Genomic DNA, 22,599 nt, shown 5'->3' with positions numbered 1-22,599 from the left:
GCTGGCCCTTCCGCGAGATAGCGATTCACCCATCGGTACGCACACTGCCTGGAAACACCGAGTTCGGCAGCGACGTGGGCGGGTTTGCGGCCGCCGATCAGAATGCGATCGACCAGTAGTTGTCGACCATGAACGGTCAACCGGGCACTAGCGTGAGACACGAGGACCTCCGAGTGTGTGAAGACGTCAGACATCTCCACTAAGCCCGGAGGTCCTCCCTTCTCACAGCCGAATCGTCAACAACGTCCCTGCCGAGTACATCTAGCGCTCGATAAAGCCCTCAATCGGCGGCCCGGCCGCGGCCCAGTCCTCAACGACCATGCTCACCGTTCCGGGTGTGGTGCCGCTGCGCAACAGGTCCAAAAGCCGCTCGCAGTCCGGCCGCGATCCTTGCGCGACAACGTGTACCCGGCCGTCGGGCTTGTTGCTGGCATAGCCGGTCAGGCCCAGCTCAAGCGCGCGGGCGCGGGTCCACCAACGGAACCCGACGCCCTGGACATAGCCGTGCACCCAAGCCGAGAGCCGGACCTGCTCGCTCACGCGCCTGCCGAGATCGACGAAATGGCCGGATCTACTCGCACTATCCGGCCCGTTTGTCCGTTTGGGCGGTGGTGAACTCGAACGTCACCTCGGTGCCGGCCTTGAGTGTGCGGCCCACGGTGCACACCTTGTCGATGGCCCGCTCGACGACGATCTTGAGCCGCTTGACGTCGTCCTCGGATAGCGCGGACAGGTCGAGTTCCATGGCTTCTTCGAGCTTCGGGTAGACCTCTTTTTCGCGGTCAGCGGGGCCCGAAACTCGGATGGTGGTCTGGTAGTCGTCACCGAGGCGGGTGCGCAGTGGTTGATCGCTGCTCATGCCGCTGCAGGCCGCCAATGCGATCTTCAGCAACTCGCCCGGGGTGAAAACGCCGTCGACGTCTTCGGAACCGACCAAAACCTCAGCTCCACGCGTGCTGCGCCCGGTGTAGCGGCGCACCCCGGTCCGTTCGACCCACAGTTCCGTCATTGCTCATTTGTACCGTGCCCACCATCGACGCCGCCGACCCAATCACGACTGCCATGCGCTGATGGGCCCGTTTTGCCGGTGTAACGTCAAGCACAGGCACAGTTCACGGAGAGTGACGACATGACCTATCCCCCGTCGGGCTCCGATCCCGGCACCCAACCCTGGCAGCCGCCTCAGCAGCCGCAGGGCGGATACGGCGCCAACCAACCCGGCCAATCCACGGATCCGGCATACCCCGCAGCGGTGCCGGGCGCACCGCAGGGCTACCCCGGCCCCCAGTCGGCGCCGGGCTACGGACAACCGGCCGGCTACGGGCCGGAGCCGGCCTATGGCCAACCTCCTGCTTACGGACAAGCCGGCTACGGGCCATCGGGCTACGGTCAACCTGCGTACGACCAACCTGCGTACGGTCAACCTGCCTACGGTCAACCGGGTTACGGCCAGCCTGCCTACGGGCAGCCTGCTTACGGGCAACCTGCTTACGGGCAACCGGGCGGCTATGGACAGCCTGGTGGCCCAGTGCCCGGTTACCCGATGGGGCCAGGTTTTCCCGGCGCGACTCCGCCCAAGCAGGGTCCGCCCACTGGCCTGATCATCGTCGGCCTTGCCGTGGTGGTCGCGCTGGTCGGTGTGATGGCCTATGCCCTCTGGCCGGCGCGCTCTGATGAGGAACAGATTCGCGACACCTTGACGTCCATCAAAACCAACGCCGATCTCAGAGCGCACTCATGCGCCAACGACGTGAAGTTCTACGACCAGTTCTCGTTGGGTACGGACAACTCGTCTGGTGACTCCCCGCTAGCAGGTATGGATGCGCGCATCACCAAGGACGAGATCGGTGACATCCAGGTCCACGGCGATACTGCAGTCGCAGTCCCCAAGAACCAAGCGGGACACGGCCTTCGCCTCCGAAAGGAAGGCGGTCAGTGGAAGGTTTGTCTGACAGATGACCCGATATTCGCCAACCTCATGAAAGGCATGTACAACTGACCCGCTGAGCCGGTCTCGAAGCGAATCGCCGACGTCAGATTTCTACTGCGCGCTGCCTGGTCACACCGATCCGAAGGGTGCGCACAGCCAGCCCAATCGTGACTGTCTTGCGCTGGTCGGTCACTTTGGCCGGTGTTACGTTGGGCTGAGCACAGTTCACAGAGAGCGATGACATGACCTATCCCCCGTTCGGCTCCGATCCAGGTGGCCAGCCCTGGCAGACACCCCAGCCGAACCCCGGGTACCAACAAGGCGGGTACGGCGAACAGCCCGCGGGCTCCGGTTACCCCGGTGCTGCCTCGGGCGCCCCGCAGGATTACCCCGACTCTCCCGGTTACCCGCAGGGATATCCCGCTGCACCGCAAGGGTTTGGGGGCGCGCCTGGTTACGGACAGCCCACCGGTTACGGACAGCCCACCGGTTACGGACCGCCCACCGGTTACGGACCGCCCACCGGTTACGGGCAACCGGGCGGCTACGGACAGCCGACCGGATATGGCCAGCCCGGCATGTACGGACAACCAGGTGCCTATGGACAGCCCGGCTCCCAGATGCCCGGTTACCTAATGGGGCCCGGTTACCCAATGGGGCCCGGTTATCCGATGGGCCCCGGCTTTCCCGGCGCAATGCCACCCAAACAGGGCCGCTCGACGGGCCTGATCATTGCCGGGGTCGCCGTGGTGGTGGTCGTACTGATCGGCGCGTTGATCTTCGCGTTCTGGCCGTCACGTTCGAGCGGTGCCGGCTCCACCAGCGATACCAATGCCAGTAGCGACACCGGTGGTGGCGTCGGCAGCGGTGGCGGTTCCGGTAGCGGCGGCAGTGGCGGAAGCTCCGGTATCGGGCCATCGGTACCGTCGGATGAAGCGCAGATCGTCAAAGTGGCCTCGTCAGTCCACAGCTTCGAGGATCTGAAGGCACACTCGTGCGCCACCGATCTGAAGATGTATGACGCACTTGCCAAACTCGGGAAGACACCCGACGATTCGGCATTCAACGATCATGACGGCAACAGCAGCGACGAGCGGGTCCAGATCCAGGTCACCGGCGACACGGCCATTGCCACGACCAGCCGCGGCAAGAGCGTCTACTTCCGCAAAGAAGGCGGCAACTGGACGTTCTGCATGAGCGACGATCCGAAGTTGGCCGACGTCAAGAGAAAGCTCCTCGGCACCAACTGACCGGAAGGGCAGCGGCGCTGCCCGACCTGACGGCCGGTCCTTAGTGACTTGTGCGATCACTGTTGGCGATTCGGACCGCGTTGCGGCGCACGTACCGTGACCGCTTCGCACGGGCCTACCCCGAATACCGATGTTACGTTTGGCACCAAGCACATTTCACAGGGAGTGACCACACATGACTTATCCCCCGTCCGGATCGGGAACCCCGGGCGCCCAGCCGTGGCAGACACCACAGCCGACCGCAGGCTTCCCTGCGGCGCCGGGGCCCACACCGCAGGGCGGATACGGCGCGCCTGGCCAGCCCGCTGGTTATGGTTACCCCGCGCCGCCCCCAGGTACTCCCGGTTACCCTGGCGCCCCAGGGTACGGACAACCGACGGGGTACGGACAACCGACGGGGTACGGACAGCCCATGGGTTACGGGCAGTCCGGAGGGTATCCCCAGGTTCCCGGCTATCCGGGGATGCCGGGCTACGGCGGCGCTTTCCCCCCACCTCCGCCGTCGAGCAACGGCAAGACAGCGCTGATCATCGGGTTGGTTGTACTCGTCGTAGTCGGCCTGGGTCTGGCTGGGTGGTTGGTACTCAAAGGTGATTCCACCAGCAGCAACACAGCGGGCGGGACTTCGCAGGCCTCAGGCTCGGGTAGCGACGAGGACCAGATCCGCAACATCTTTTCCAAGAGCAACGGCGCCAGCGGTCCGCAGGACCTCATGTGCGCCAACGACTTGAAGCTCGCCGGCAGGTTTGGCGGCAATCTTCCCGGCGGAGCCGGCACCGCAGGAGGCGCTGGCCGAGCGGACATATCGGCAAACATCAGCAACATTCAGGTCGACGGCGACACTGCCACTGCGACGGTCTCGGGCACCATTGGCTCCAGGCAGCTGCCCAGCGGGCAGATGTACTTCCGCAAAGAGTCGGGCAAGTGGAAGATGTGCATGACCGACAGCCCCATGCTCAAGAACATGCCCGGGATGAATTGACCTGAAGTACCGCACGCCGCGGCTGCGTCAGGTCGTACGCGACTTACGCGGCCGCGGTTGGCATTTCGGGCAGTAGTAGGACGACCGGTTCATGAACTTCTCCCGCAGGATCGGCGCCCCGCAGCGTCGGCACGGCTCGCCGTCCCGCCCATAGGCGTCCAGGGAACGATCGAAGTAACCCGACTCTCCGTTGACGTTGACATACAGCGAGTCGAAGGACGTACCGCCTTGCGCCAGAGCCGAACTCATCACCTCGGCCGTGTAGCCGAGCAGTTCACCGAGCCTTCGGCGCGACAGCGCCGATGCCACCCGAAAGCCGTTGATCTGGGCACGCCACAGTGCTTCGTCGGCGTAGATGTTACCGACGCCGGACACCACGGTCTGATCAAGTAGCTGCCGCTTGATCTCAGAGTCCTTGCGCCGCAAGATGTTCACCACTGAATCCAGATCAAACTGCGGGTCCAGCAGATCTCGGGCAATGTGCGCGACAGGTTCGGGAACCAGCGTGCCGTCGACCTCGACCAGCTCGGAAACCTGCCACCCGCCGAACGTCCGCTGATCCACAAAGCTGAGTTGGGTGCCGTCATCGAGTACAGCGGTGATACGTAGGTGCTCGGGTCGAGCCGGTGGCCCGATCAGCATCTGCCCGCTCATGCCCAGATGCACCACCAAAGCCTCGTCACCGTCGAGGGTGAGCCACAGGTACTTGCCGCGGCGGCCGGTTTCGATGATCCTGCGTCCAACCAGTCGGCCGGCCAGGTCCGCGGGCCCGGCGATATGGCGCCGCACCGCCCGTGGATGGAGCACCTGAATCGAGGTGAAACCCTTTGCCGCGACGTGTGATTGGAGGCCGCGACGCACCACCTCGACTTCGGGCAGCTCAGGCATCGGCGGCGGGATCAGCCGCTGGGGCCTCACTGACCTCGCTGGCTTCCAGCGCGGTGTATGCGGCGGCCGCAGCGTGCTGCTCGGCCTCCTTTTTGGTACGGCCAATGCCCTCGCCGTAGTCGACGCCGTTGACCACAGCGCGTGCGGTGAACTGCTTGTCGTGTTCGGGCCCGGTCGAAGTCACCGCGTACGACGGGACGCCAAGTCGGCGTGCGGCCGAAAGTTCCTGCAGGCTGGTTTTCCAGTCCAGTCCGGCGCCGAGGCTGGCCGCGGTCTCCAGGACAACACCGAACAGACCCATCACCACCCTGGCGGCCACCTCGTGGCCGTGCTCGATATACGTTGCGCCCAGCAAGGATTCGAGCCCATCCGCCAGCAGGTTGGCCTTTTGCGCTCCGCCACTTGCCATTTCACCGCGGCCCAGCAGCAGATAGGAACCGAGGCCGTCCGCGGTAAGGCTCCGGGCAATCTCAGCCAGCGCCTGGGTATTGACCACAGCCGATTTCAGCTTGGCGAGCTCACCCTCGCTACGGTCCGGATACCGCCGGAAGATCTCGGCGGTGATAACCACGCCGAGAACGGCGTCCCCGAGGAATTCCAGGCGCTCATTGGTCGGCAGCCCACCGTTCTCATAGGCATAGCTGCGGTGCGTCAGCGCGACGGTCAACAGGTCATCCGGCAGGTCTACGCCCAGCGCCTCCAAAAGCGGCGCACGATCTGCCGTCACGAATCGTCCTTCGGCGCATCCGGGGTGTCTGTCGTCAGCATGGCCGACAGCTTCGCCCAGCGCGGGTCGATCTTGTCGTGATGGTGGCCGGGCTCGGCAGTGGCGAGTCGAATACCGCAGTCCGGGCATAGCCCCGGGCAATCCGGGGTGCACAACGGCGAGAATGGCAGTACCAACCCGACCTCGTCGATGATCGTCTGCTCGATGTCGACGGTGTCGTCAACGACGTGGCCGACCTCGTCCTCTTCTGTGGTGGCCTCGGTGGCGCTGTCCGGGTACGCGAACAACTCCGTGAGGTCGACGGTGACATGCCCGGTGAGCGGGCTCAGGCACCGCGAGCACTCTCCTGTGGTGGGCGCTGACACCGACCCGGTTACCAACACACCCTCGGATACCGACTGCAGTTGCAGATCGAGTTCGATCGGCGCGCCGGCGTCGATGGCCATCAGGTCCAAGCCGATCCGCTCCGGGCTCGGCACGGTCTCGACATGGGTGATCATCGATCCGGGCCGACGGCCCAACCGCGCAATGTCGATCGTCAGCGGACGTGGGCCAGGCATTGGTCGATTCTACGTCGGGGTGCGCAGGCGTCAGGTCACTGATCGCCGGCGCGCGGCTCAGCGCTGTGCGTAATCGTGCGTGCCGGCCGCTGTCCGCAGCTGATGGCGTCCCCGGCTGACCGACCGCAGCGTGCCGTTGAGGTGCTCCTCGAACTCGGCGAGCTTGTTGTCGACGTAGATGTCGCACTCACCGCGCAACCGGTCTGCCTCGGCGTGGGCGGAGTCGATCATGCGGGTGGCCTCGGCGTGCGCCGTCTGCACCACCTCGGTCTCCGACACCAGGCGCTGCTGCTCCTTGATGCCTTCCTGAACGGCCTTCTCGTAGGAGAGGTTGCCGCTCTCGATCAGGCGCTCTGCCTCGGCCTTTGCGCGTCCGGTAGTGGCCTCGTACTCGCGCTTGGCGCCGTTGGAGATGCGGTTCGCCTCCTCGCGCGCCTCACCGACCATGCGCTCGCTGTGCTGACGTGCCTCAGCGACCATCCGGTCCGCCTGAGCTTTGGCGTCGGCCAGCAGCCTGTCGGCCTCCGCACGGGCATGGTTGACCATCCCGTCGGCCTCGGCGCGAGCCGCCCCCACCATCCCGTCGGCATGCTCTTTGGCTTCCCGCAGCATGCCGTCGCGGGCATCCAACACGTCCTGCGCGTCGTCCAGCTCGCCCGGAATAGCGTCCTTGATGTCGTCGATCAGCTCCAGGACGTCGCCGCGCGGCACCATGCAACCCGCGGTCATCGGCACGCCACGTGCCTCTTCCACGATCGCGCCGAGCTCGTCCAGCGCCTCAAATACTCGGTACACGGCCACATCCTCCAGGCGTAGTTGTTGTTACTAGTGTGCCTGGTGTTACTCATGTGACTTGGCTTTGCCAGCCGGTGTGTCGCGATGAACATCCGGTTTCGATGCCCCCGCAATGCCCTACGTGCAGCTGCAAACTACCTGAAAGGCAGCGCCGTGGCGGCAGAATCACACCGGAATCGGACGCCCGGTCGCCGTGGTATTCCGGGGCTATGTGCGGCGCGCAGCCAACTTGGCCGCCAGGCGTTCATTCACCACTGCCGGCAACAGGTGGGTCACGTCGCCACCGAGCGCAGCGACCTCCTTGGCCAGCGACGAGGAGACGAACGAGTAGCTCGGCGCGGTGGCGACGAAGAAGGTGTCCACCCCGGCGACATGGCGGTTCATCTGTGCCATCTGCAGCTCGTATTCGAAATCGGTGCCGGTGCGCAAGCCCTTGACGATGGCAGTCAGGCCGCGCGACCGCACGAAATCGACCACCAGCCCGGACCCGGACTCGACCCGCAGATTCGACAGGTGCCGCGTCGCCTCGACGATCATCTCGATGCGCTCATCGGCGGTGAACATGCCCTGCTTGTTCGGGTTCACCAACACCGCCACGACCACCTCGTCGAACTGGGCCGCAGCCCGCTCGAAGACGTCGATGTGACCAAGGGTTACCGGGTCAAACGATCCCGGGCATACCGCGCCGCTCATAACCGATGACGGTACAAGCCCCGAATCTCATCCGTCCCATTGAGCCATCTCCAACCGAGTGTCGCCGTAACGCCGCTCGCGCAACTCCGTCCAGCCCTGCGGCCAGGCCAGCACGGGGCCACCCGTCGGCCGCTCGATCACCGCGACCGCCCCGGGCGCCAGCCAATTGCCCGAAATCAGTGCCGCGACAACCGCTTCCACCTCTGCCACCGGTACCTCATAGGGCGGGTCGGCGAACACCAAATCCACCTGGCGGTGCGCGCCGACACCCAGCGCCGATGCCACCGACCCGCACCGCACCTGTGCACCATCGACACCCAGCTCACCGATGTTGCGGGAGATCACCGCCGCTGCCCGTCGGTCGGCTTCGACGAACAACGCCGACGCCGCACCGCGCGACAACGACTCCAGACCCAGCGCGCCCGACCCGGCGTACAGGTCCAGCACGTGAGCGCCCTCGAAGTCGACGCGGGCGGCCAGCACGTTGAACAACGACTCCCGAACCCGATCGGTAGTAGGACGAGTCCCTTTGGGCGGCACGGTGATTCGGCGACCCCCGAAGCGCCCGCCGATGATCCGGGTCAGGCGATCACCACAAGTAGATCTCCGCCTTCCACGCCGGCCGTGGGCGTGACGGCGATGCGGGTCACGGTACCAGCCTTGGGCGCGGTGATCGCCGCCTCCATCTTCATCGCCTCGATGGTCGCGATGGTCTGCCCGGCGGCAACCTGATCTCCGACGGCAACCGCCACCGTGACCACCCCGGCGAACGGGGCCGCAACGTGGTCCGGGTTTGCGCGATCGGCCTTTTCGGCCGCCGGCACATCTGCGGCGATACCGCGATCACGCACCAGCACCGGCCGCAGCTGACCATTGATCAGACACATCACCGTACGCATGCCGCGCTCGTCGGGCTCGGAGACGGCTTCCAGGCCTATCAGCAGCTCGACGCCCTTCTCCAGCATCACCCGATGCTCCTCGCCGCGGCGCAGTCCGTAGAAGAACTGGTTGGCACTGAGCCGTGAGGTGTCGCCGTATTCGTCACGGTGCGCAAGGAATTCACGGGTCGGACCAGGGAACAGCAAGCGGTTCAACGTGCCCTGCCGTTCATGCCCGGGAACCGCGAGCGCGGCCTCGTCCTCCGGGGTCAGCTCCTGCTCCGGCCGAGCCGGGCCGCGGCCCTGTAATGCCTTGGTGCGCAACGGCTCCGGCCATCCGCCCGGAGGATCGCCCAACTCGCCGCGGAAGAACCCGATGACGCTCTCGGGAATGTCGTACCGCGCAGGATCGGCGGCGAACTCGTCGGCGCCGACGCCTGCACCGACCAGCGCCAGCGCCAGATCCCCGACCACCTTGCTGGACGGGGTGACCTTGACCAGACGGCCCAGGATGCGGTCAGCGCCGGCATAGGCGTTCTCGATGTCCTCGAACCGGCCGCCCAACCCCAGCGCGATGGCCTGCTGTCGCAGGTTGCTCAGCTGCCCACCCGGAATCTCGTGGGTGTACACCCGGCCGGTCGGCGACGGCAGGCCCGATTCGAACGGCGCGTACACCTTGCGCAGCGCCTCCCAGAACGGCTCCAGGTCGCACACCGCGTCCAGCGAGAGTCCGGTGTCGCATTTGGTATGCGCGGCGGCGGCCACGATCGAGGACAACGCGGGCTGACTGGTGGTGCCGGCCATCGGCGCTGCCGCGCCGTCGACCGCGTCTGCACCGGCCTCCCAGGCCGCCACGTAGGTGGCCAGTTGACCGCCCGGGGTGTCGTGGGTGTGCACATGCACCGGCAGATCGAAGCGAGACTTCAACGCGGACACCAGTGTTTGTGCCGCGGGCGCCCGCAGCAGACCGGCCATGTCCTTGATGGCCAGCACGTGCGCTCCGGCTTCGACGATCTGGTCGGCGAGGCGCAGCCAGTAGTCCAGCGTGTAAAGCGTTTCCTTCGGGTTCGACAGGTCGCCCGTGTAGGACATCGCGACTTCGGCTATCGCAGTGCCGGTTTCCCGCACCGCATCGATAGCCGGTCGCATGGAGTCCACGTTGTTCAGCGCATCGAAAATCCGGAAGATGTCGATGCCTGTGCGGGCGGCCTCGTCGACGAATGCCGAGGTGACCGTCTCCGGATACGGGGTGTAGCCCACCGTGTTCCGGCCGCGCAGCAGCATCTGCAGACAGATGTTGGGCATGGCCTCCCGCAACGACGCCAGCCGGTACCACGGGTCTTCCTTCAAAAAGCGAAGCGCCACATCGTAAGTCGCGCCGCCCCAGCACTCGACGGAGAGCAACTCGGGAGTCAGTCGAGCGATGTACGGAGCGATCTCCAGCAGCCCGGTGGAGCGCAGCCGAGTCGCCAGCAGCGACTGGTGTGCATCACGGAAGGTGGTGTCGGTGACCCCTACGGCCGGAGAATCGCGCAGCCAGTTGGCAAAACCCTGCGGCCCCAACGCAACCAGGCGTTGCCGCGAGCCAGCTGGCGGCTCGGCCTTGAGGTCGACGGCGGGCAGCTTGTCCCGTGGGTACACCGCCGACGGCCGAGGCCCGTGGGGCTGATTGACCGTCACATCGGCCAAGTAATTCAGGATCTTGGTGCCGCGGTCCGCGCTGGTGCGCGAGGTCAGCAACTGCGGCCGCTCATCGATGAACGATGTGGTCACCCGCCCGGCGACAAAATCCGGATCGTCCAGAACCGCTTGCAGGAACGGGATGTTCGTCGATACCCCGCGAATCCTGAACTCTGCCACCGCACGTCGCGCACGGGCCACCGCGGTTGCGAAATCGCTTCCACGACAAGTCAGTTTGACCAGCATCGAGTCGAAGTGAGCAGACACCTCGGCACCCAGATGGGTACCGCCATCCAACCGGATACCGGCGCCGCCGGGCGTGCGGTACGCGGTGATGCGGCCGGTGTCCGGACGGAAGCCGTTAGCCGGATCCTCAGTGGTGATACGGCACTGCAGGGCAGCCCCGTGCGGGTGCAGCCCATCCTGGCTCAGACCGAGATCAGACAGCGATTGGCCGGAAGCGATCCGCAACTGCGAGGCCACCAGGTCGACATCGGTGATCTCCTCGGTCACCGTGTGCTCCACCTGAATCCGCGGATTCATCTCGATGAACACGTGATTACCGCGTTCGTCGAGCAGGAATTCCACGGTTCCAGCGCAGGAGTAGCCGATCTGCTTGGCGAACGCCACCGCGTCACTGCAGATGCGTTCCCGCAGAGCGGGATCCAGATTCGGCGCCGGAGCCAGCTCGATCACCTTCTGGTGCCTGCGTTGCACACTGCAGTCACGTTCGAACAGGTGGATGACGTTGCCGTAGTTGTCGGCAAGGATCTGAACTTCGATGTGCCGCGGGTTGATCACCGCCTGTTCCAGGAACACCGTCGGATCACCGAACGCCGAATCGGCCTCGCGGGAAGCGGCTTCGATGGCCTCGCGCAGTTCGGCGGGGTCCTCGACACGGCGCATACCGCGCCCACCGCCGCCGGCGACCGCCTTGACGAACAACGGGAACTGCATCAGTTTCGCCGCCGCGACCAATTCCTCGACTGACGACGAGGGCGCTGACGACGCCAGCACTGGCAATCCGGCCGCCCGCGCTGAATCAATGGCCCGCGCCTTGTTGCCGGTCAATTCGAGCACCTCGGCGCTGGGCCCGACGAAAGTGATGCCAGCCGCCGCACATGCCGCCGCGAGATGCGGGTTCTCCGAAAGGAATCCGTAGCCCGGGTAGATGGCGTCGGCGCCGCATGCCACCGCAGTGGCGACGATCTCGTCGACGTTCAGGTAGGCACGGACCGGATGGCCGACGGCGCCGATCTGGTAGGACTCGTCGGCCTTCAGTCGGTGTACCGAGTTGCGGTCCTCGAACGGGTACACCGCCACGGTCGTGATGCCCAGTTCGCACGCAGCACGGAAGGCACGGACGGCAATCTCGCCGCGATTGGCCACCAACAGCTTAGAAAACACGATCGACCCCCATATTTGATGGCGTCAGTTGATGCGACAGCTCCGACTAGATCAGAGTCGACCAATAATTCCAGAACCGGTCCAGGATCAATAGTGCGATTGCTGTGACCCACAACGCATAAAGCGGCCAGCGCCACTGATACAGCACTCGCAGCACCGCATTGCCGGCCAAGGGCCGCAAGGCGATTGATACGACCACCACCAGCAGAGCCATGGTGGTCACCCACACCACCATGCAGTACGGGCACAGGGCGCCGATCCGGTACAGACTCTGGAAGATCAGCCAGTGCACGAATACTGCGCCGAGTACCGTCCCAACGGCGAACCCGGCCCAGTACCACCGCGGCAGCCGGATACCGACGACTGCCAGTACACCGGTGACGATGACCACGCTGAAGGCCGCGATACCCAGCAGCGGGTTGGGGAATCCGAACAGCGAGGCCTGCTTGGTAAGCATCACCGAGCCGCAGGACAGCACCGGGTCGATGCTGCAGGACGGCACATAGGCCGGGTTCTCCAGCTGCCGGATCTTCTCGACCGACAGCACGAACGATGCAATCTCACCGATGACACCGGCGATCAGCACCCAGATGGCGCTGGCTCGGCTGACGGTCACCCCGGGTGTGACGGCTTCTGTCACGGCTGGGCGGGAGCCTCAGGTGCGGGCGCGGCCGGCGGGGCCGGAACTGCCGGCGGCTGCGGAGCGCCGGGGGCGCCTCCGGGACGCATCGCCGGTGGAGCGGTACCGAGCCCGGGCACGTCACCGGCGATGGCCTTGATCTTGTCGACCAGCAGTTGCGGATCTGGCTTGGTGGCCCCGCCCATCAGGTCGTTGCCAACCTCTTGACCATTGATCTTGATGGTGGGCGTGCCCTGGATCTTGGTGTTGGCCACCAGGGCGTTGACCATGTCCAGGTAGGTGCCGTTGTTCACGCACTTGCCCACCGGGTCGTTGGGGCCGACACCGACACCGGACTGCCGGGCGACTTCAAGCAGCTTGGCGTTGTCCGGGAAGGTCGACGCAGTTTCCGAGGGCTGCTGGGCGTACAGCGCGGCGTGGAAACGCCGGAAGGCGTCCTTGTTCTCGTCGGCCACGCAGTACGCCATCGCGGCCGAGCGCGACGAGTACGAGTTGGGGTTCTGCCGCCACAACAGCGCGGTCATGTAGTAGTCGACCGAAACCGCACCCGAATCGATCAGCTTGTTCACCGTCGGGCCGTAGAACTGCTCGAACTGGCCGCACATGGGGCACAGGAAGTCCTCATACAGCGATATCTGCACTTTGGGGTCGCTGGTACCCGGCTTGGTCACCACGTTGGCGGCGGCGATGTGGATGGAGCGCACCTCATCGGATTTCGGCTTGACCTTGCCGTTTGTCACGATGTAGAACACCAGCCCCACCGCGAACACGATGACGAGAGCGGTCAGCCCGCCCTTGACGATCCAGTCGCGTTTACGGTCCGCGGACTTCAGGTCGTAGCTGGCGTTCTTGGCAGATTTCGACGGCACGGCGTCAAGGGTACCGACGACCCGAAAGGAAATCGTCGGACCCGTCGATCAGGGCCAGCCCGTCAGCGGCTCAGGTGGGCCCGCAGCGCCGAGACCATGTCCGCCGTGGCGACTGCGGAGTCGCCACCGAGCGGGAAGAAGTTCGCGAAAGCGTGCACCACTGACCCGTAGGTGCGGTGGTCGACAACGACGCCCGCGGCGGCGAGTGCTTCGGCGTAGGCGTTGCCCTCATCTCGCAACGGATCGAACCCGGCGGTCACCACCAGAGCCGGCGGCAGCCCGGACAGGTCCTCGGCCAGCAACGGGGAGATCCGCGGGTCGGTGGCCGGCAGGGTTGACCCGCTGAGATAAGAGTCGCGGAACCAGTCCATGTCGGCCTTGGTCAGGAAGTATCCGTCGGCGAACAGCACCTTGGAGCGGGTGTCGGAGTCGATGTCGGTAACCGGGTAGATCAAAAGTTGCAGCACCGGTGCCGGGTCGCCGTTGTCCCGGGTCTGCCGGGCGATCACCGCAGCGAAATTGCCGCCCGCGCTGTCACCGCCGACGGCGATCCGCCGCGGGTCGGCGCCGAGTTCGGTCGCGTGCTTCACGCACCATAGGTACACCGCGTAACAGTCGTCGAGGCCGGCTGGAGCCGGGCGCTCGGGGGCCAGTCGGTAGTCGACGGACATCACGTGAATTCCGGCGTCCCGGCAGATCAGCCGGCACAGCCCGTCATGGGTGTCCAGGTCGCCGATGACGAACCCACCGCCGTGGAAGAACACCAGCAGCGGCGCCTGCCGCGAGCCCTCTGGAAGGTAGTGCCGGACGCGGATCGAACCTGCCGGCCCGGGAACGGCACGTTCCTCGGTCCGCACCACGACACCTGAGTCGAGGTGGCCGGCCAACTTGTCCAATTGATTCCGCGCCACCTCGACATCGGAGCTGGCGACCAGGCCGCCGACCCCCGACGAGCGCTGTGCCGTCAGCATCAATTGCAGCGTGGTGTCCAAGGTGTTGCCGTCGACGGTGACCCGCCGACCACCCAACAGCACGCGCTTGATGCGATCTGGGATCACCGGCAGCACGCGTAGTGCGGCCCCGCTGAGCCTCGTGAGGATGGCCAGTCGACGGTGGCTGGGCCGGCCTGCCGACCGATGTTTGCGGGCAGCGGCCTCGCGCGCTATTACGTCGGTTCGCACAGAATCGGCTGGCATGCTACTGGTCATGGCTGATCCTTTACCTGCATCAGGCCCCTCGCTGACACTCAATGACGGTGCTGTCATCCCGGCGGTCGGTCTCGGGGTATGGCAGACACCCGCCGACGACACCGAAAGCGCTGTGACCGCAGCATTGCACGCCGGCTACCGACACATTGACACCGCTGCGGCATACGGCAATGAACCCGAGGTAGGGCGGGGACTGAAAAACTCGGGCGTCGCGCGCGCGGACGTCTTCGTGGTCACCAAACTGTGGAACTCCGAACATGGCTACGACAAGACGCTAGCCGCGTTCGACGCAAGTATGAAGCGGCTGGGCCTCGATTACCTCGATCTGTATCTCATCCACTGGCCGATGCCGGCACAGAACCTCTTCGTCGAGACTTTCAAGGCTTTTGCTCAGCTGCGCGATGAGGGGCGAATTCGCTCGATCGGGGTCAGCAACTTCGAGCCTGAACACCTCACCGCACTGATCGACGGGACCGGGATCGTGCCTGCGGTCAATCAGATTGAACTGCACCCACTCTGGCCGCAGGCCGAGCTGCGCGAAACGCATGCCCGACTGGGCATCGCCACCGAGGCCTGGAGCCCGTTGGGACAGGGTTCACTCCTGCAGGATCCGACCGTGGTCGCGGTTGCCGACCGACATGGCAAAACACCAGCGCAGGCGCTGATTAGGTGGCACCTGCAGCTGGGTAATATCGTCATCCCCAAGTCGGTGAACCCGGACCGGATAGCGAGTAATTTCAACGTGTTCGACTTCGAGCTGAGCGAGCAGGACATGGCGTCCATCGCAACCCTCGACAGCGGCACCCGACTGGGCCCCGATCCCCGCACATTCAACTTCACAGGGTAGGTGACATGGCCTCCGCAGAGATTCCCAATGTGGCGCTCCACGATGACAACACGATGCCGGCGCTCGGTCTCGGTGTCGCTGAGCTGTCGGACGCCGACACCGAGCGGGCCGTGTCGGCCGCGCTCGAGATGGGTATCCGCCTGATCGACACCGCCGCCGTCTACGGCAACGAGGAAGCCGTCGGCCGGGCGATCGCCGCGTCGGGTATTCCGCGCGCCGAGATCTTCCTTACCACCAAGCTGGCCAACGCCGATCAGGGCTTTCAAGCTGCGCAGGACGCCATCAAGGTGAGCCTGGAGAAGCTCGGCATGGAGTACGTGGACCTGTACCTGATCCACTGGCCCGCCGGCAACGTCAGCAAGTACGTGGACAGCTGGGGTGCACTGATCAAGCTGCACAACGACGGCACCGCCAAGTCCATCGGCGTGTGCAACTTCACCGACGAGGACCTGTCCACCATCATCGACCTGAGCTACGTCAGCCCGGTGGTCAACCAGATCGAACTGCACCCGCTGCTGAACCAGTCGGCGCTGCGCACGGTGCACGCCGAGCGCGGCATCGTCACCCAGGCCTACAGCCCGCTGGGTATCGGCAACCTGCTGACCAACCCGGCCGTAACCTCGATCGCCGGCGAGTACGGCAAGACCCCGGCCCAGGCACTGATCCGGTGGAGCCTGCAGCTGGGCAACTCGGTCATCCCGCGATCCTCGTCGCCGGAGCGCATCGCCGAGAACATGGACGTGTTCGACTTCGAACTGGCGACCGAGCACATGGATGCGCTCAGCGGTCTGGATGACGGCACCCGCTACCGCCCGGACCCGGCCACCTACACCGGTATCTAGGCCCCGCCCAAACGGACAAACGGGCCGCTTCTTGCGAGAAGAAGCGGCCCGTTTGTTGTTTTCGGCATCGCTGCTTTTTCGGTACTACCCCGTCGGTACTACCCCGTCGGGCAGCTACCCGCGGCGTCCCGCAGCACCGGCACCGACGGCTGGTCGACGGGAAGGTTGTAGCCGCGCAGCACCGCGATGAACTGCATCGCGTACTGGCACCAGAACGCATGGTTGGGTGGCATCCAGCTGGCGGGTTGCTGATCACCCTTGTCGTGGTTGGACTGCCCCGACACCGCGAGCAGGTTGGCCGGATCGTTGGCGAACCGCACCCGTTGGTCTTCGGGCCAGTCCCGGGCACCCAGATCCCAGGCCAGTGCCAAGGGCACTATGTGGTCGATCTGCACCGAGGCGCCGACCTGGTTGCCGCGCGAGAATCCAATGGTCTGGTTTGTGTACGGGTCGTGCAGGACACCGGTTTTCACCGCTTGCGGACAGCGCTTGATCGACACGAAGGTCTTGTCCACCAGGTCACGGCCCAGGATGTCGTTACGGGTGTCGCAGCCGTTGTGCCCGCCGGGTGCCGAGTTGTCATCAGTCCACGCCTCCCCGAAGGCCGCGCGGCGGTAGTTGTAGTCACGCACCCGCTCCGGGATCACCGCGATGCCGGCCAGCACATCGGCACCGTGGGCGATGGTCGGTGGGGCGGCGACGTCCGCACGGACGCTGGGTTCCTTGTCACTTCCGACCTGAACAGCCACCACGACCGCCAATATCACGGCCGCCACCAGCCAGACCCAGCGCTTCACGCCTTGTCCAGGTATTCGACGCGGTCGGTTTCGGTGAATTGTGCTGCCAGCAAAGTCATTCCGGCGTTGTGCGGATCCTGCTCATACATCGACTCGCAGAACGCCCGCGCGTCCGTGATGACCTCGAGGTGCTCCCGCAGTGACAGGAACCGGAGATTGATGGTGCGTCCGGACTGGTTGAGTCCCAGCACATCCCCTTCACGACGCTCGTCCAGATCCAGATCGGCGAGTACGAATCCGTCCAGCGTGCTCGCGACGGCCTTGATCCGCTCGCCCGCTTTGGAGCTCTCCGGCAGGTTAGTGGCTAGCAGGCACAGGCTCGGGTGTTGGCCACGACCGATGCGCCCACGTAGCTGATGGAGCTGGCTGATGCCGAACCGGTCGGCGTCCATCACCATCATCACCGTCGCGTTCGGGACATCGACACCGACCTCGATCACCGTGGTGCACACCAGCACATCGATCTGGCCGGCGCGGAACGCCGACATCACGGCGTCTTTTTCGTCGCCGCTGAGCCGACCGTGCATCAACCCCAACCGCAACCCCGACAGTGGGCCGGCGCTCAGCTGCTCGAGGAGTGCGATAACAGTGACCGGAGGTTGGCCCGACTGATTCTGGCCCGCCGGTTTGTCGGATTCGTCGATCCTGGAAGCCACCACGTAGGCCTGCCGCCCGCTGCTGACCTCCTCGCGAATCCGCGCCCAGGCCCGATCCAGCCAGGTCGGCTTCTCCGAGACGAAAATGGTGTTGGTGGTGATGGGTTGACGGCCGCGCGGCAGTTCCCGCAGCGTCGAGGTCTCCAGGTCGCCGTAGACTGTCAGTGCGACGGTGCGCGGGATCGGTGTGGCCGTCATCACCAGCAGGTGCGGCGTGACGCCGTCAACTGCCTTGGCCCGCAAAGCATCTCGCTGTTCGACACCAAACCGGTGTTGCTCGTCGACCACCACCAGGCCGAGGTCGTGGAACTCGACGGTGTCCTGAAGCAGTGCATGGGTGCCGATGACGATGCCGGCCCGTCCGGACACGACGGCCTCGCGCGTCTGCCGTTTCTGTTGTGCGGTCATGGATCCGGTGAGCAGCGCAACGCTGGTTGCTTGCTCCGCACCACCCAGTTCACCGGCCATACCCAACGGCCCCAGCACATCGCGCACCGACCGGGCATGTTGGGCGGCAAGAACTTCCGTCGGGGCCAGCAGCGCGCACTGGTAGCCGGCGTCAACCATCTGCAACATGGCCAGCACCGAGACGATGGTTTTGCCGGAGCCGACCTCACCCTGCAGCATGCGGTTCATGGGCCGGGTGCGAGCCAGTTCGCCCGAGATCACCTCGAGCACTTCGCGTTGGCCCGCAGTCAGTTCGAACGGCAGTTGGTGCGCCATCGCGGCGACCAGACCGTCGTCGCGCCGCGCAGCCGCGGGGCCGGATTCGCTGAGTTCGCCATGCCGGCGGGCCACCAACCCCCATTGCAGACCAACGGCTTCGTCGTAGGTCAGGCGTTCGGCGGCGCGGTCGCGCTGCGCCGCATTCTCGGCCAGGTGAACGGCCCGCAGCGCCTGGTCTTCGGACATCAGGTCACGTTGACGCACAAAGGATTCCGGCAGCGGATCGGCGATCGGGTCGAGCACGTCGAGCACCTGCCGGATACAGGCGTACAGATCCCAGCTCTGCACCTTGGCCGAGGCCGGGTAGATCGGGAAGAAGTCGCGCTCGAAGAACGCCAGCAGATCATCGCCGGTGGCCCCCGAAGTAGCGGCGATGGTCTTGAGCGACTTGGTCCCGATGTCCTTACCGTCCGGCGGATCGAGCACCAGGAAGGCCGGATGGTTCAGCTGCATGGTCCTGCCGAAGAACTTGATCTCACCGGAGATCATGAGCTTGGTTTTGACGGGCAGCTTTTCCACCATCCAGCCGGCATTGAAAAACGTCGCTGTCACAGGTGGGCGGTGCTGACCGAGCGTGAGCCGCAACCACTTCGGCGTAATCCGCCGGTTTTTGCGCATAACGGGCTTCATGTCACCGACCTTGACGTCGGAGACCGAGTCGATGAACGTGACATGTTCGCCCTCTTCGACGTCGAGCACGTCACCCTGGTTACGCACAGACATGCTGTCGCTGTATTTGCGCGGGTAGTGCCGCAACAGGTCGTTGACGGTGCGCAGGCCGAAATGTTCCTCGAGTTTGTCGGCAGTCTTCTTACCCAGAACGAAATCGAGGCGGTCGCCGAGGCGCGCCATTACTCCACACCGATCAGCAACGCATCACCGCGATGACCGGTGTGGTACGTGACCAGTTCCGCGGCCAGATGCTTACGACGGACGTGTTCGGCCAGTGCGACCCCAATTTCCGCGTCGACGCCGGCCCCGGTCAGTACCGTCACCAGCTCACCGCCGGAGGACAACAGCAGGTCGATCAGTCCGGTGGCCGCGCCGACCAGATCGTGCCCGACGATCAGCACCTCATCGCCGGTGATGCCCAGCCCGTCGCCCGGCCGGCACGAGCCGGCCCAGGTCAGAGCCTCCTCGGTAGCGATCCGCACCGAGCCGTGCCGGGCACTGGCCGCGGCCCGCGCCATGGTGTAGCCGTCGTCGACAGCCTGGCGGCCGGCGTCATGCACAGCCAGCGCCGCCAACCCCTGCACCATGGATCCGGCGGGCACCGGCACCACGTCCATGCCCCAACCGATCGCGGTGGTGCAACCGGCCACGAGTTCTTCGGCGGCCAGATAACCGTTGGGCAGCACCATGATCTGCGCAGCATCGGTGCCGACCAGAGCGGCCAGGAACTGCTGAGCACTGATCGGGTCAGCACCCGGCCGGAGTACGAAAGCGCCTTCGGCACTGAATAATTCGTCAGCCCCGTCACCGTCGACCACGGCAAGCACGGCACGGTCGCGGCTCCAGCCACCGGCCTGTCGAGCGCCGACCGCGCCGATCAATGCGGTCACCTGGACGCGGCTGAGAGTGCCCAGGTCCAGCGCGGCCTCGATGGCGGCACCGGCATCGTCTGAGTGGACATGGACGCGGTACCTGATATCCGCGTCGGCCTCACCGGAGGCGGCGATGGCCACCGAATCTCCGAGCAGTTCCAGCCGTGCACGCAGCACCTCGACACCTTCGGGTCGACAATCGGCCAACAGGTACATCACCTCGAATTGCGGTGTGGCTCCGGAAAATTCACCGTGTGCGTGGGCGTGCTCGGGCTCCAACGGGGCAACCGCAGGGGCCGGCCGGTAGGGGCGGCGCTCCGAGCTCTGGCCGGTGATGGTCGCGGTCATGGCATCCAGCAGCACCAACAGTCCCCGGCCGCCCGCGTCAACCACGCCGGCTTCGGCCAGCACATCAAGTTGTTGGGGGGTGCGGTCCAGAGCGGTAGCTGCGGCATCGGCGGCAGCGGCCACCGCCTCCGCGAGGTCACCGGTTGCGACGCACCCTTCGGCCGCGGTCGCCGCGGCCTGAAGCACCGAGACGATGGTGCCCGGGACCGTCTCGCCCACCGACGCGACGGCAAGGGCAATGGCATGCCGCAGGGCTGCGGCGAAGACCGCGGCGTCGATCTCGCTGAAGTGGTGGCGCTGCTGCCCGGCTTGGGCGGTGACGTCAGCCAGGCCGCGCAGAATCTGGGACAAGATGACGCCCGAGTTGCCACGCGCCCCGGTCAGCGCGGCAGCCGACAACCCGGCGGCAACTGCGACCACGTCGTTGCCCGCCGTGGAGAGGGCCTCATCAGCGCCGGTAGCGGCGGCGCGCATGGTGAACAACATGTTGGTGCCGGTGTCCGAATCGGCGACCGGGTAGACGTTGAGCCGGTTGATCTCGTCGGTGTGGGCAATCAGCTGGGTCACCCCGCTGTGAGCCCAGTCACGCAGCGCGGCCCCATCCAGCACGTACGGCGGACGGGGTGCGGCTACCGCGCCAACCGGCATCTGACCTCCCCAAGTGTTCTCCCCCGGCCTGCCCACCGGTCAATGCGCCAGCCTAACCATTGCGGCCGACACATTCCGGTCGTGGATTCCCGACCCGCCGCTCGTGTCACACTGGTAGCAGCAGGCCTGGTAGCACCCATTTTGGTGATCCCCTGTCCGCCCGGTATCCTGGTCAGGTTGTCTGGTCGCGCCGCGCTTGCCCGTGGCCGTCGGACTCAGACCCCAAGTACTGATTTTCGAGGAGTTCTTCATGGCCGCCGTGTGCGACATCTGCGGAAAGGGACCCGGCTTCGGCAAGTCGGTCTCGCACTCCCACCGTCGGACCAACCGCCGCTGGGATCCGAACATCCAGACCGTGCGTGCCGTTGAGCGTCCGGGCGGCAACCGCAAGCGCGTCAACGCCTGCACGTCCTGCCTGAAGGCCGGCAAGGTCACCCGCGGCTAGTTTCGGCTACTGCCCGCAAGCGGGCGGTCCGATTTCATAGCGACACCGAGCGCTGCGTGCGAATCGCACGCAGCGCTTTCGTGTGTCCTCAGGAGGCCGCCGGTCCAGTCATGCGATGTTCGGCGGGGTAACCAAACCCCAGCCCGGCGATGACAGCTCGATCTGCCTCACGGCGACCACGTTCACACCGTTCGCCGCCACGGTGCTCCCGGTTCGAGTGTGGCCCCTTCGAAGGCCGTGCACGTAAACAATCGCCACGCATACACCGGCGAACCCCACCAGCGGTGCAGCAGAAACCCATCCCCCGGCAAGTGTGAGGTAACTGAACACGACGCCGACAGTGAGCACTATCGCGCGAGCCGGTGTCCAGCGCGTATCGGAACGCCACCGCGCGGATACCGCGACGCCCAACATCAGAGCCAGTAAATGCCCGACAGCGCTGAAGTCCAGGCTCGACGCCTCCCACGCCGCGATGCCGAACCACCAGCCCACCCACACGGCGCGCCGGCGATCCGGCATCAATGCGGTCAGCGAGCCGAGCACGCCCGCGACGCCGTAACTGATCCCGACGTCGCTTGCCTGCGCCAATGAATGGGGCAGCCATCCCTTATCGATCGAAACGACAAGCCAGACCGCGACGATCAACGTGGCACCGATGTGGCCCAACGCGAACGCGGCGACCAGTCTTGCGCCTCGCCACGCCAGTTCGCCCAAACCCAATAGGCACACCACCCCCGGCAACCACATGTAGATGTCGCCGAGGTCGATGACGAAGGCGCTGTCAACCAGCGTGTCCAGACGACCCCGCGCAAGGTTGTGCAGGTTGGTGCTCAGCAGATTTACGGCCCCGTCCTGCGCATGCGGGCCGAGTGCTTTCAATGTCAGCGCGACAGTTACCAGCGTCAGCGCGTAGGCAACTGTGACGCGGACCGACCGCACCCACGAGAACGCTCGCGTGAACAGCAATCTAGTTGGTGCAGCGATTGATTCGCATACGATCTGCTCGTCGCTTCGCCCTGCAAAGCAACCGAGGCCACATTGGGTCACTGCTCGAGCCCGCCATACCTTCACGCGCAGAGATGGCCCTTCTCGGAGGGAGTCTGGTCGAAATCGTTCGCAGACCATTACTGCCATTCCAACGGTTCCCAGACGGTTCGTTGGCGACCTCAGACCCAACTTTTACGAATTCTTGGCGGCACGATAACGCGTGGATGTATCGACGCCGTTGTGCCTAGAAGT

At 65.3% G+C, this 22,599-nt stretch carries 23 protein-coding genes; 6 read left to right on the top strand and 17 right to left on the bottom strand.

Translation table 11 applies throughout. The annotated features are described in order from the left end of the window. From M2432_RS03105 to M2432_RS03095, 3 genes are all read right to left on the bottom strand, one after another. On the bottom strand, positions 1-161 hold a 161-nt coding region (locus M2432_RS03105; RefSeq protein ID WP_280825305.1), incomplete at its 3' end, for a leucine zipper domain-containing protein. A gap of 100 nt (positions 162-261) precedes the next feature. Next, positions 262-540 carry an acylphosphatase gene (locus tag M2432_RS03100; RefSeq protein ID WP_280825258.1) on the bottom strand — a complete coding sequence of 93 codons (279 nt, stop codon included), beginning with the start codon at positions 538-540 and terminating at the stop codon, positions 262-264. 40 nt (positions 541-580) lie between these two features. Continuing rightward, a complete protein-coding gene (locus M2432_RS03095; protein ID WP_280825257.1) occupies positions 581-1,009 on the bottom strand; it encodes an OsmC family protein in 429 nt (142 codons plus the stop codon). 120 nt (positions 1,010-1,129) lie between these two features. Between M2432_RS03095 and M2432_RS03090 the strand changes: the two genes are divergently transcribed. The 3 genes from M2432_RS03090 to M2432_RS03080 all read left to right on the top strand — a co-directional run bounded on the left by M2432_RS03090 (position 1,130) and on the right by M2432_RS03080 (position 4,162). Next, complete coding sequence (locus tag M2432_RS03090; RefSeq protein ID WP_280825256.1) at positions 1,130-1,999, top strand: hypothetical protein; 870 nt, start codon at positions 1,130-1,132, stop codon at positions 1,997-1,999. 173 nt (positions 2,000-2,172) lie between these two features. Next, positions 2,173-3,180, top strand: coding sequence for a hypothetical protein (locus M2432_RS03085; protein WP_280825255.1), 1,008 nt, complete (start codon positions 2,173-2,175; stop codon positions 3,178-3,180). Between the two features lie 175 nt (positions 3,181-3,355). Beyond that, complete coding sequence (locus tag M2432_RS03080) at positions 3,356-4,162, top strand: hypothetical protein (RefSeq protein WP_280825254.1); 807 nt, start codon at positions 3,356-3,358, stop codon at positions 4,160-4,162. Positions 4,163-4,189: 27 nt separating this feature from the next. Here the strand turns inward: M2432_RS03080 and mutM are convergent, their stop codons facing one another. The 10 genes from mutM to M2432_RS03030 form a co-directional block, all read right to left on the bottom strand. Beyond that, on the bottom strand, positions 4,190-5,050 hold the full coding sequence (mutM, locus tag M2432_RS03075; protein WP_280825253.1) for a bifunctional DNA-formamidopyrimidine glycosylase/DNA-(apurinic or apyrimidinic site) lyase: 861 nt from the start codon (positions 5,048-5,050) through the stop codon (positions 4,190-4,192). Then, positions 5,043-5,777 carry a ribonuclease III gene (gene rnc / locus M2432_RS03070; RefSeq protein ID WP_280825252.1) on the bottom strand — a complete coding sequence of 245 codons (735 nt, stop codon included), beginning with the start codon at positions 5,775-5,777 and terminating at the stop codon, positions 5,043-5,045. Before rnc ends, mutM begins: the two co-directional genes overlap by 8 nt. After that, positions 5,774-6,337 (bottom strand): DUF177 domain-containing protein, encoded by a 564-nt coding sequence (locus tag M2432_RS03065; protein WP_280825251.1) that lies wholly within the window; start codon positions 6,335-6,337, stop codon positions 5,774-5,776. The genes rnc and M2432_RS03065 overlap by 4 nt, the downstream gene beginning before the upstream one ends. Before the next feature lie 57 nt (positions 6,338-6,394). Then, positions 6,395-7,132: a cell division protein SepIVA gene (gene sepIVA / locus M2432_RS03060; RefSeq protein WP_280825250.1), complete on the bottom strand. Its 738-nt coding sequence runs from the start codon at positions 7,130-7,132 to the stop codon at positions 6,395-6,397. Positions 7,133-7,339: 207 nt separating this feature from the next. Continuing rightward, on the bottom strand, positions 7,340-7,825 hold the full coding sequence (coaD, locus tag M2432_RS03055; protein WP_280825249.1) for a pantetheine-phosphate adenylyltransferase: 486 nt from the start codon (positions 7,823-7,825) through the stop codon (positions 7,340-7,342). Positions 7,826-7,852: 27 nt separating this feature from the next. Continuing rightward, positions 7,853-8,410: a 16S rRNA (guanine(966)-N(2))-methyltransferase RsmD gene (rsmD, locus tag M2432_RS03050; RefSeq protein ID WP_280825304.1), complete on the bottom strand. Its 558-nt coding sequence runs from the start codon at positions 8,408-8,410 to the stop codon at positions 7,853-7,855. Then, the gene (locus M2432_RS03045; protein ID WP_280825248.1) at positions 8,407-11,790 is read right to left on the bottom strand and encodes a pyruvate carboxylase; all 3,384 of its coding nucleotides are present in this window, start codon (positions 11,788-11,790) and stop codon (positions 8,407-8,409) included. The genes rsmD and M2432_RS03045 overlap by 4 nt, the downstream gene beginning before the upstream one ends. 46 nt (positions 11,791-11,836) lie before the next feature. After that, a complete protein-coding gene (locus tag M2432_RS03040) occupies positions 11,837-12,430 on the bottom strand; it encodes a vitamin K epoxide reductase family protein (protein WP_280825247.1) in 594 nt (197 codons plus the stop codon). Beyond that, positions 12,427-13,299 carry a thioredoxin domain-containing protein gene (locus tag M2432_RS03035; protein WP_280825246.1) on the bottom strand — a complete coding sequence of 291 codons (873 nt, stop codon included), beginning with the start codon at positions 13,297-13,299 and terminating at the stop codon, positions 12,427-12,429. The genes M2432_RS03040 and M2432_RS03035 overlap by 4 nt, the downstream gene beginning before the upstream one ends. A gap of 62 nt (positions 13,300-13,361) precedes the next feature. Continuing rightward, positions 13,362-14,507 carry an alpha/beta hydrolase gene (locus M2432_RS03030; protein WP_280825245.1) on the bottom strand — a complete coding sequence of 382 codons (1,146 nt, stop codon included), beginning with the start codon at positions 14,505-14,507 and terminating at the stop codon, positions 13,362-13,364. Between M2432_RS03030 and M2432_RS03025 the strand changes: the two genes are divergently transcribed. Both M2432_RS03025 and M2432_RS03020 read left to right on the top strand, forming a co-directional pair. Next, complete coding sequence (locus M2432_RS03025; RefSeq protein ID WP_280825244.1) at positions 14,506-15,354, top strand: aldo/keto reductase; 849 nt, start codon at positions 14,506-14,508, stop codon at positions 15,352-15,354. The genes M2432_RS03030 and M2432_RS03025 overlap by 2 nt on opposite strands. A 5-nt stretch (positions 15,355-15,359) precedes the next feature. Continuing rightward, on the top strand, positions 15,360-16,196 hold the full coding sequence (locus tag M2432_RS03020) for an aldo/keto reductase (protein ID WP_280825243.1): 837 nt from the start codon (positions 15,360-15,362) through the stop codon (positions 16,194-16,196). Positions 16,197-16,294: 98 nt separating this feature from the next. Here the strand turns inward: M2432_RS03020 and M2432_RS03015 are convergent, their stop codons facing one another. The 3 genes from M2432_RS03015 to M2432_RS03005 are packed head-to-tail and all read right to left on the bottom strand — an operon-like array spanning position 16,295 to position 20,915. Then, on the bottom strand, positions 16,295-16,993 hold the full coding sequence (locus M2432_RS03015; RefSeq protein ID WP_280825242.1) for an HNH endonuclease family protein: 699 nt from the start codon (positions 16,991-16,993) through the stop codon (positions 16,295-16,297). Next, entirely contained in the window at positions 16,990-19,227 is a 2,238-nt protein-coding gene (gene recG / locus M2432_RS03010; RefSeq protein ID WP_280825241.1) for an ATP-dependent DNA helicase RecG, read from the bottom strand. The genes M2432_RS03015 and recG overlap by 4 nt, the downstream gene beginning before the upstream one ends. Further along, a complete protein-coding gene (locus M2432_RS03005; RefSeq protein WP_280825240.1) occupies positions 19,227-20,915 on the bottom strand; it encodes a DAK2 domain-containing protein in 1,689 nt (562 codons plus the stop codon). The genes recG and M2432_RS03005 overlap by 1 nt, the downstream gene beginning before the upstream one ends. A 250-nt stretch (positions 20,916-21,165) precedes the next feature. On the opposite strand from M2432_RS03005, the gene rpmB reads away from it, so the two are divergent. Next, positions 21,166-21,360, top strand: coding sequence for a 50S ribosomal protein L28 (gene rpmB, locus M2432_RS03000; RefSeq protein WP_280825239.1), 195 nt, complete (start codon positions 21,166-21,168; stop codon positions 21,358-21,360). A 108-nt stretch (positions 21,361-21,468) separates the two neighbouring features. Here rpmB and M2432_RS02995 read toward each other — a convergent pair whose 3' ends face one another. After that, positions 21,469-22,299, bottom strand: coding sequence for a rhomboid-like protein (locus M2432_RS02995; RefSeq protein ID WP_280825238.1), 831 nt, complete (start codon positions 22,297-22,299; stop codon positions 21,469-21,471). Positions 22,300-22,599 lie beyond the last annotated feature (300 nt).

Source organism: Mycobacterium sp. OTB74 (assembly GCF_029892685.1).
Lineage (GTDB): Bacteria > Actinomycetota > Actinomycetes > Mycobacteriales > Mycobacteriaceae > Mycobacterium.
This window is presented reverse-complemented; position numbering and strand designations above follow the sequence as displayed.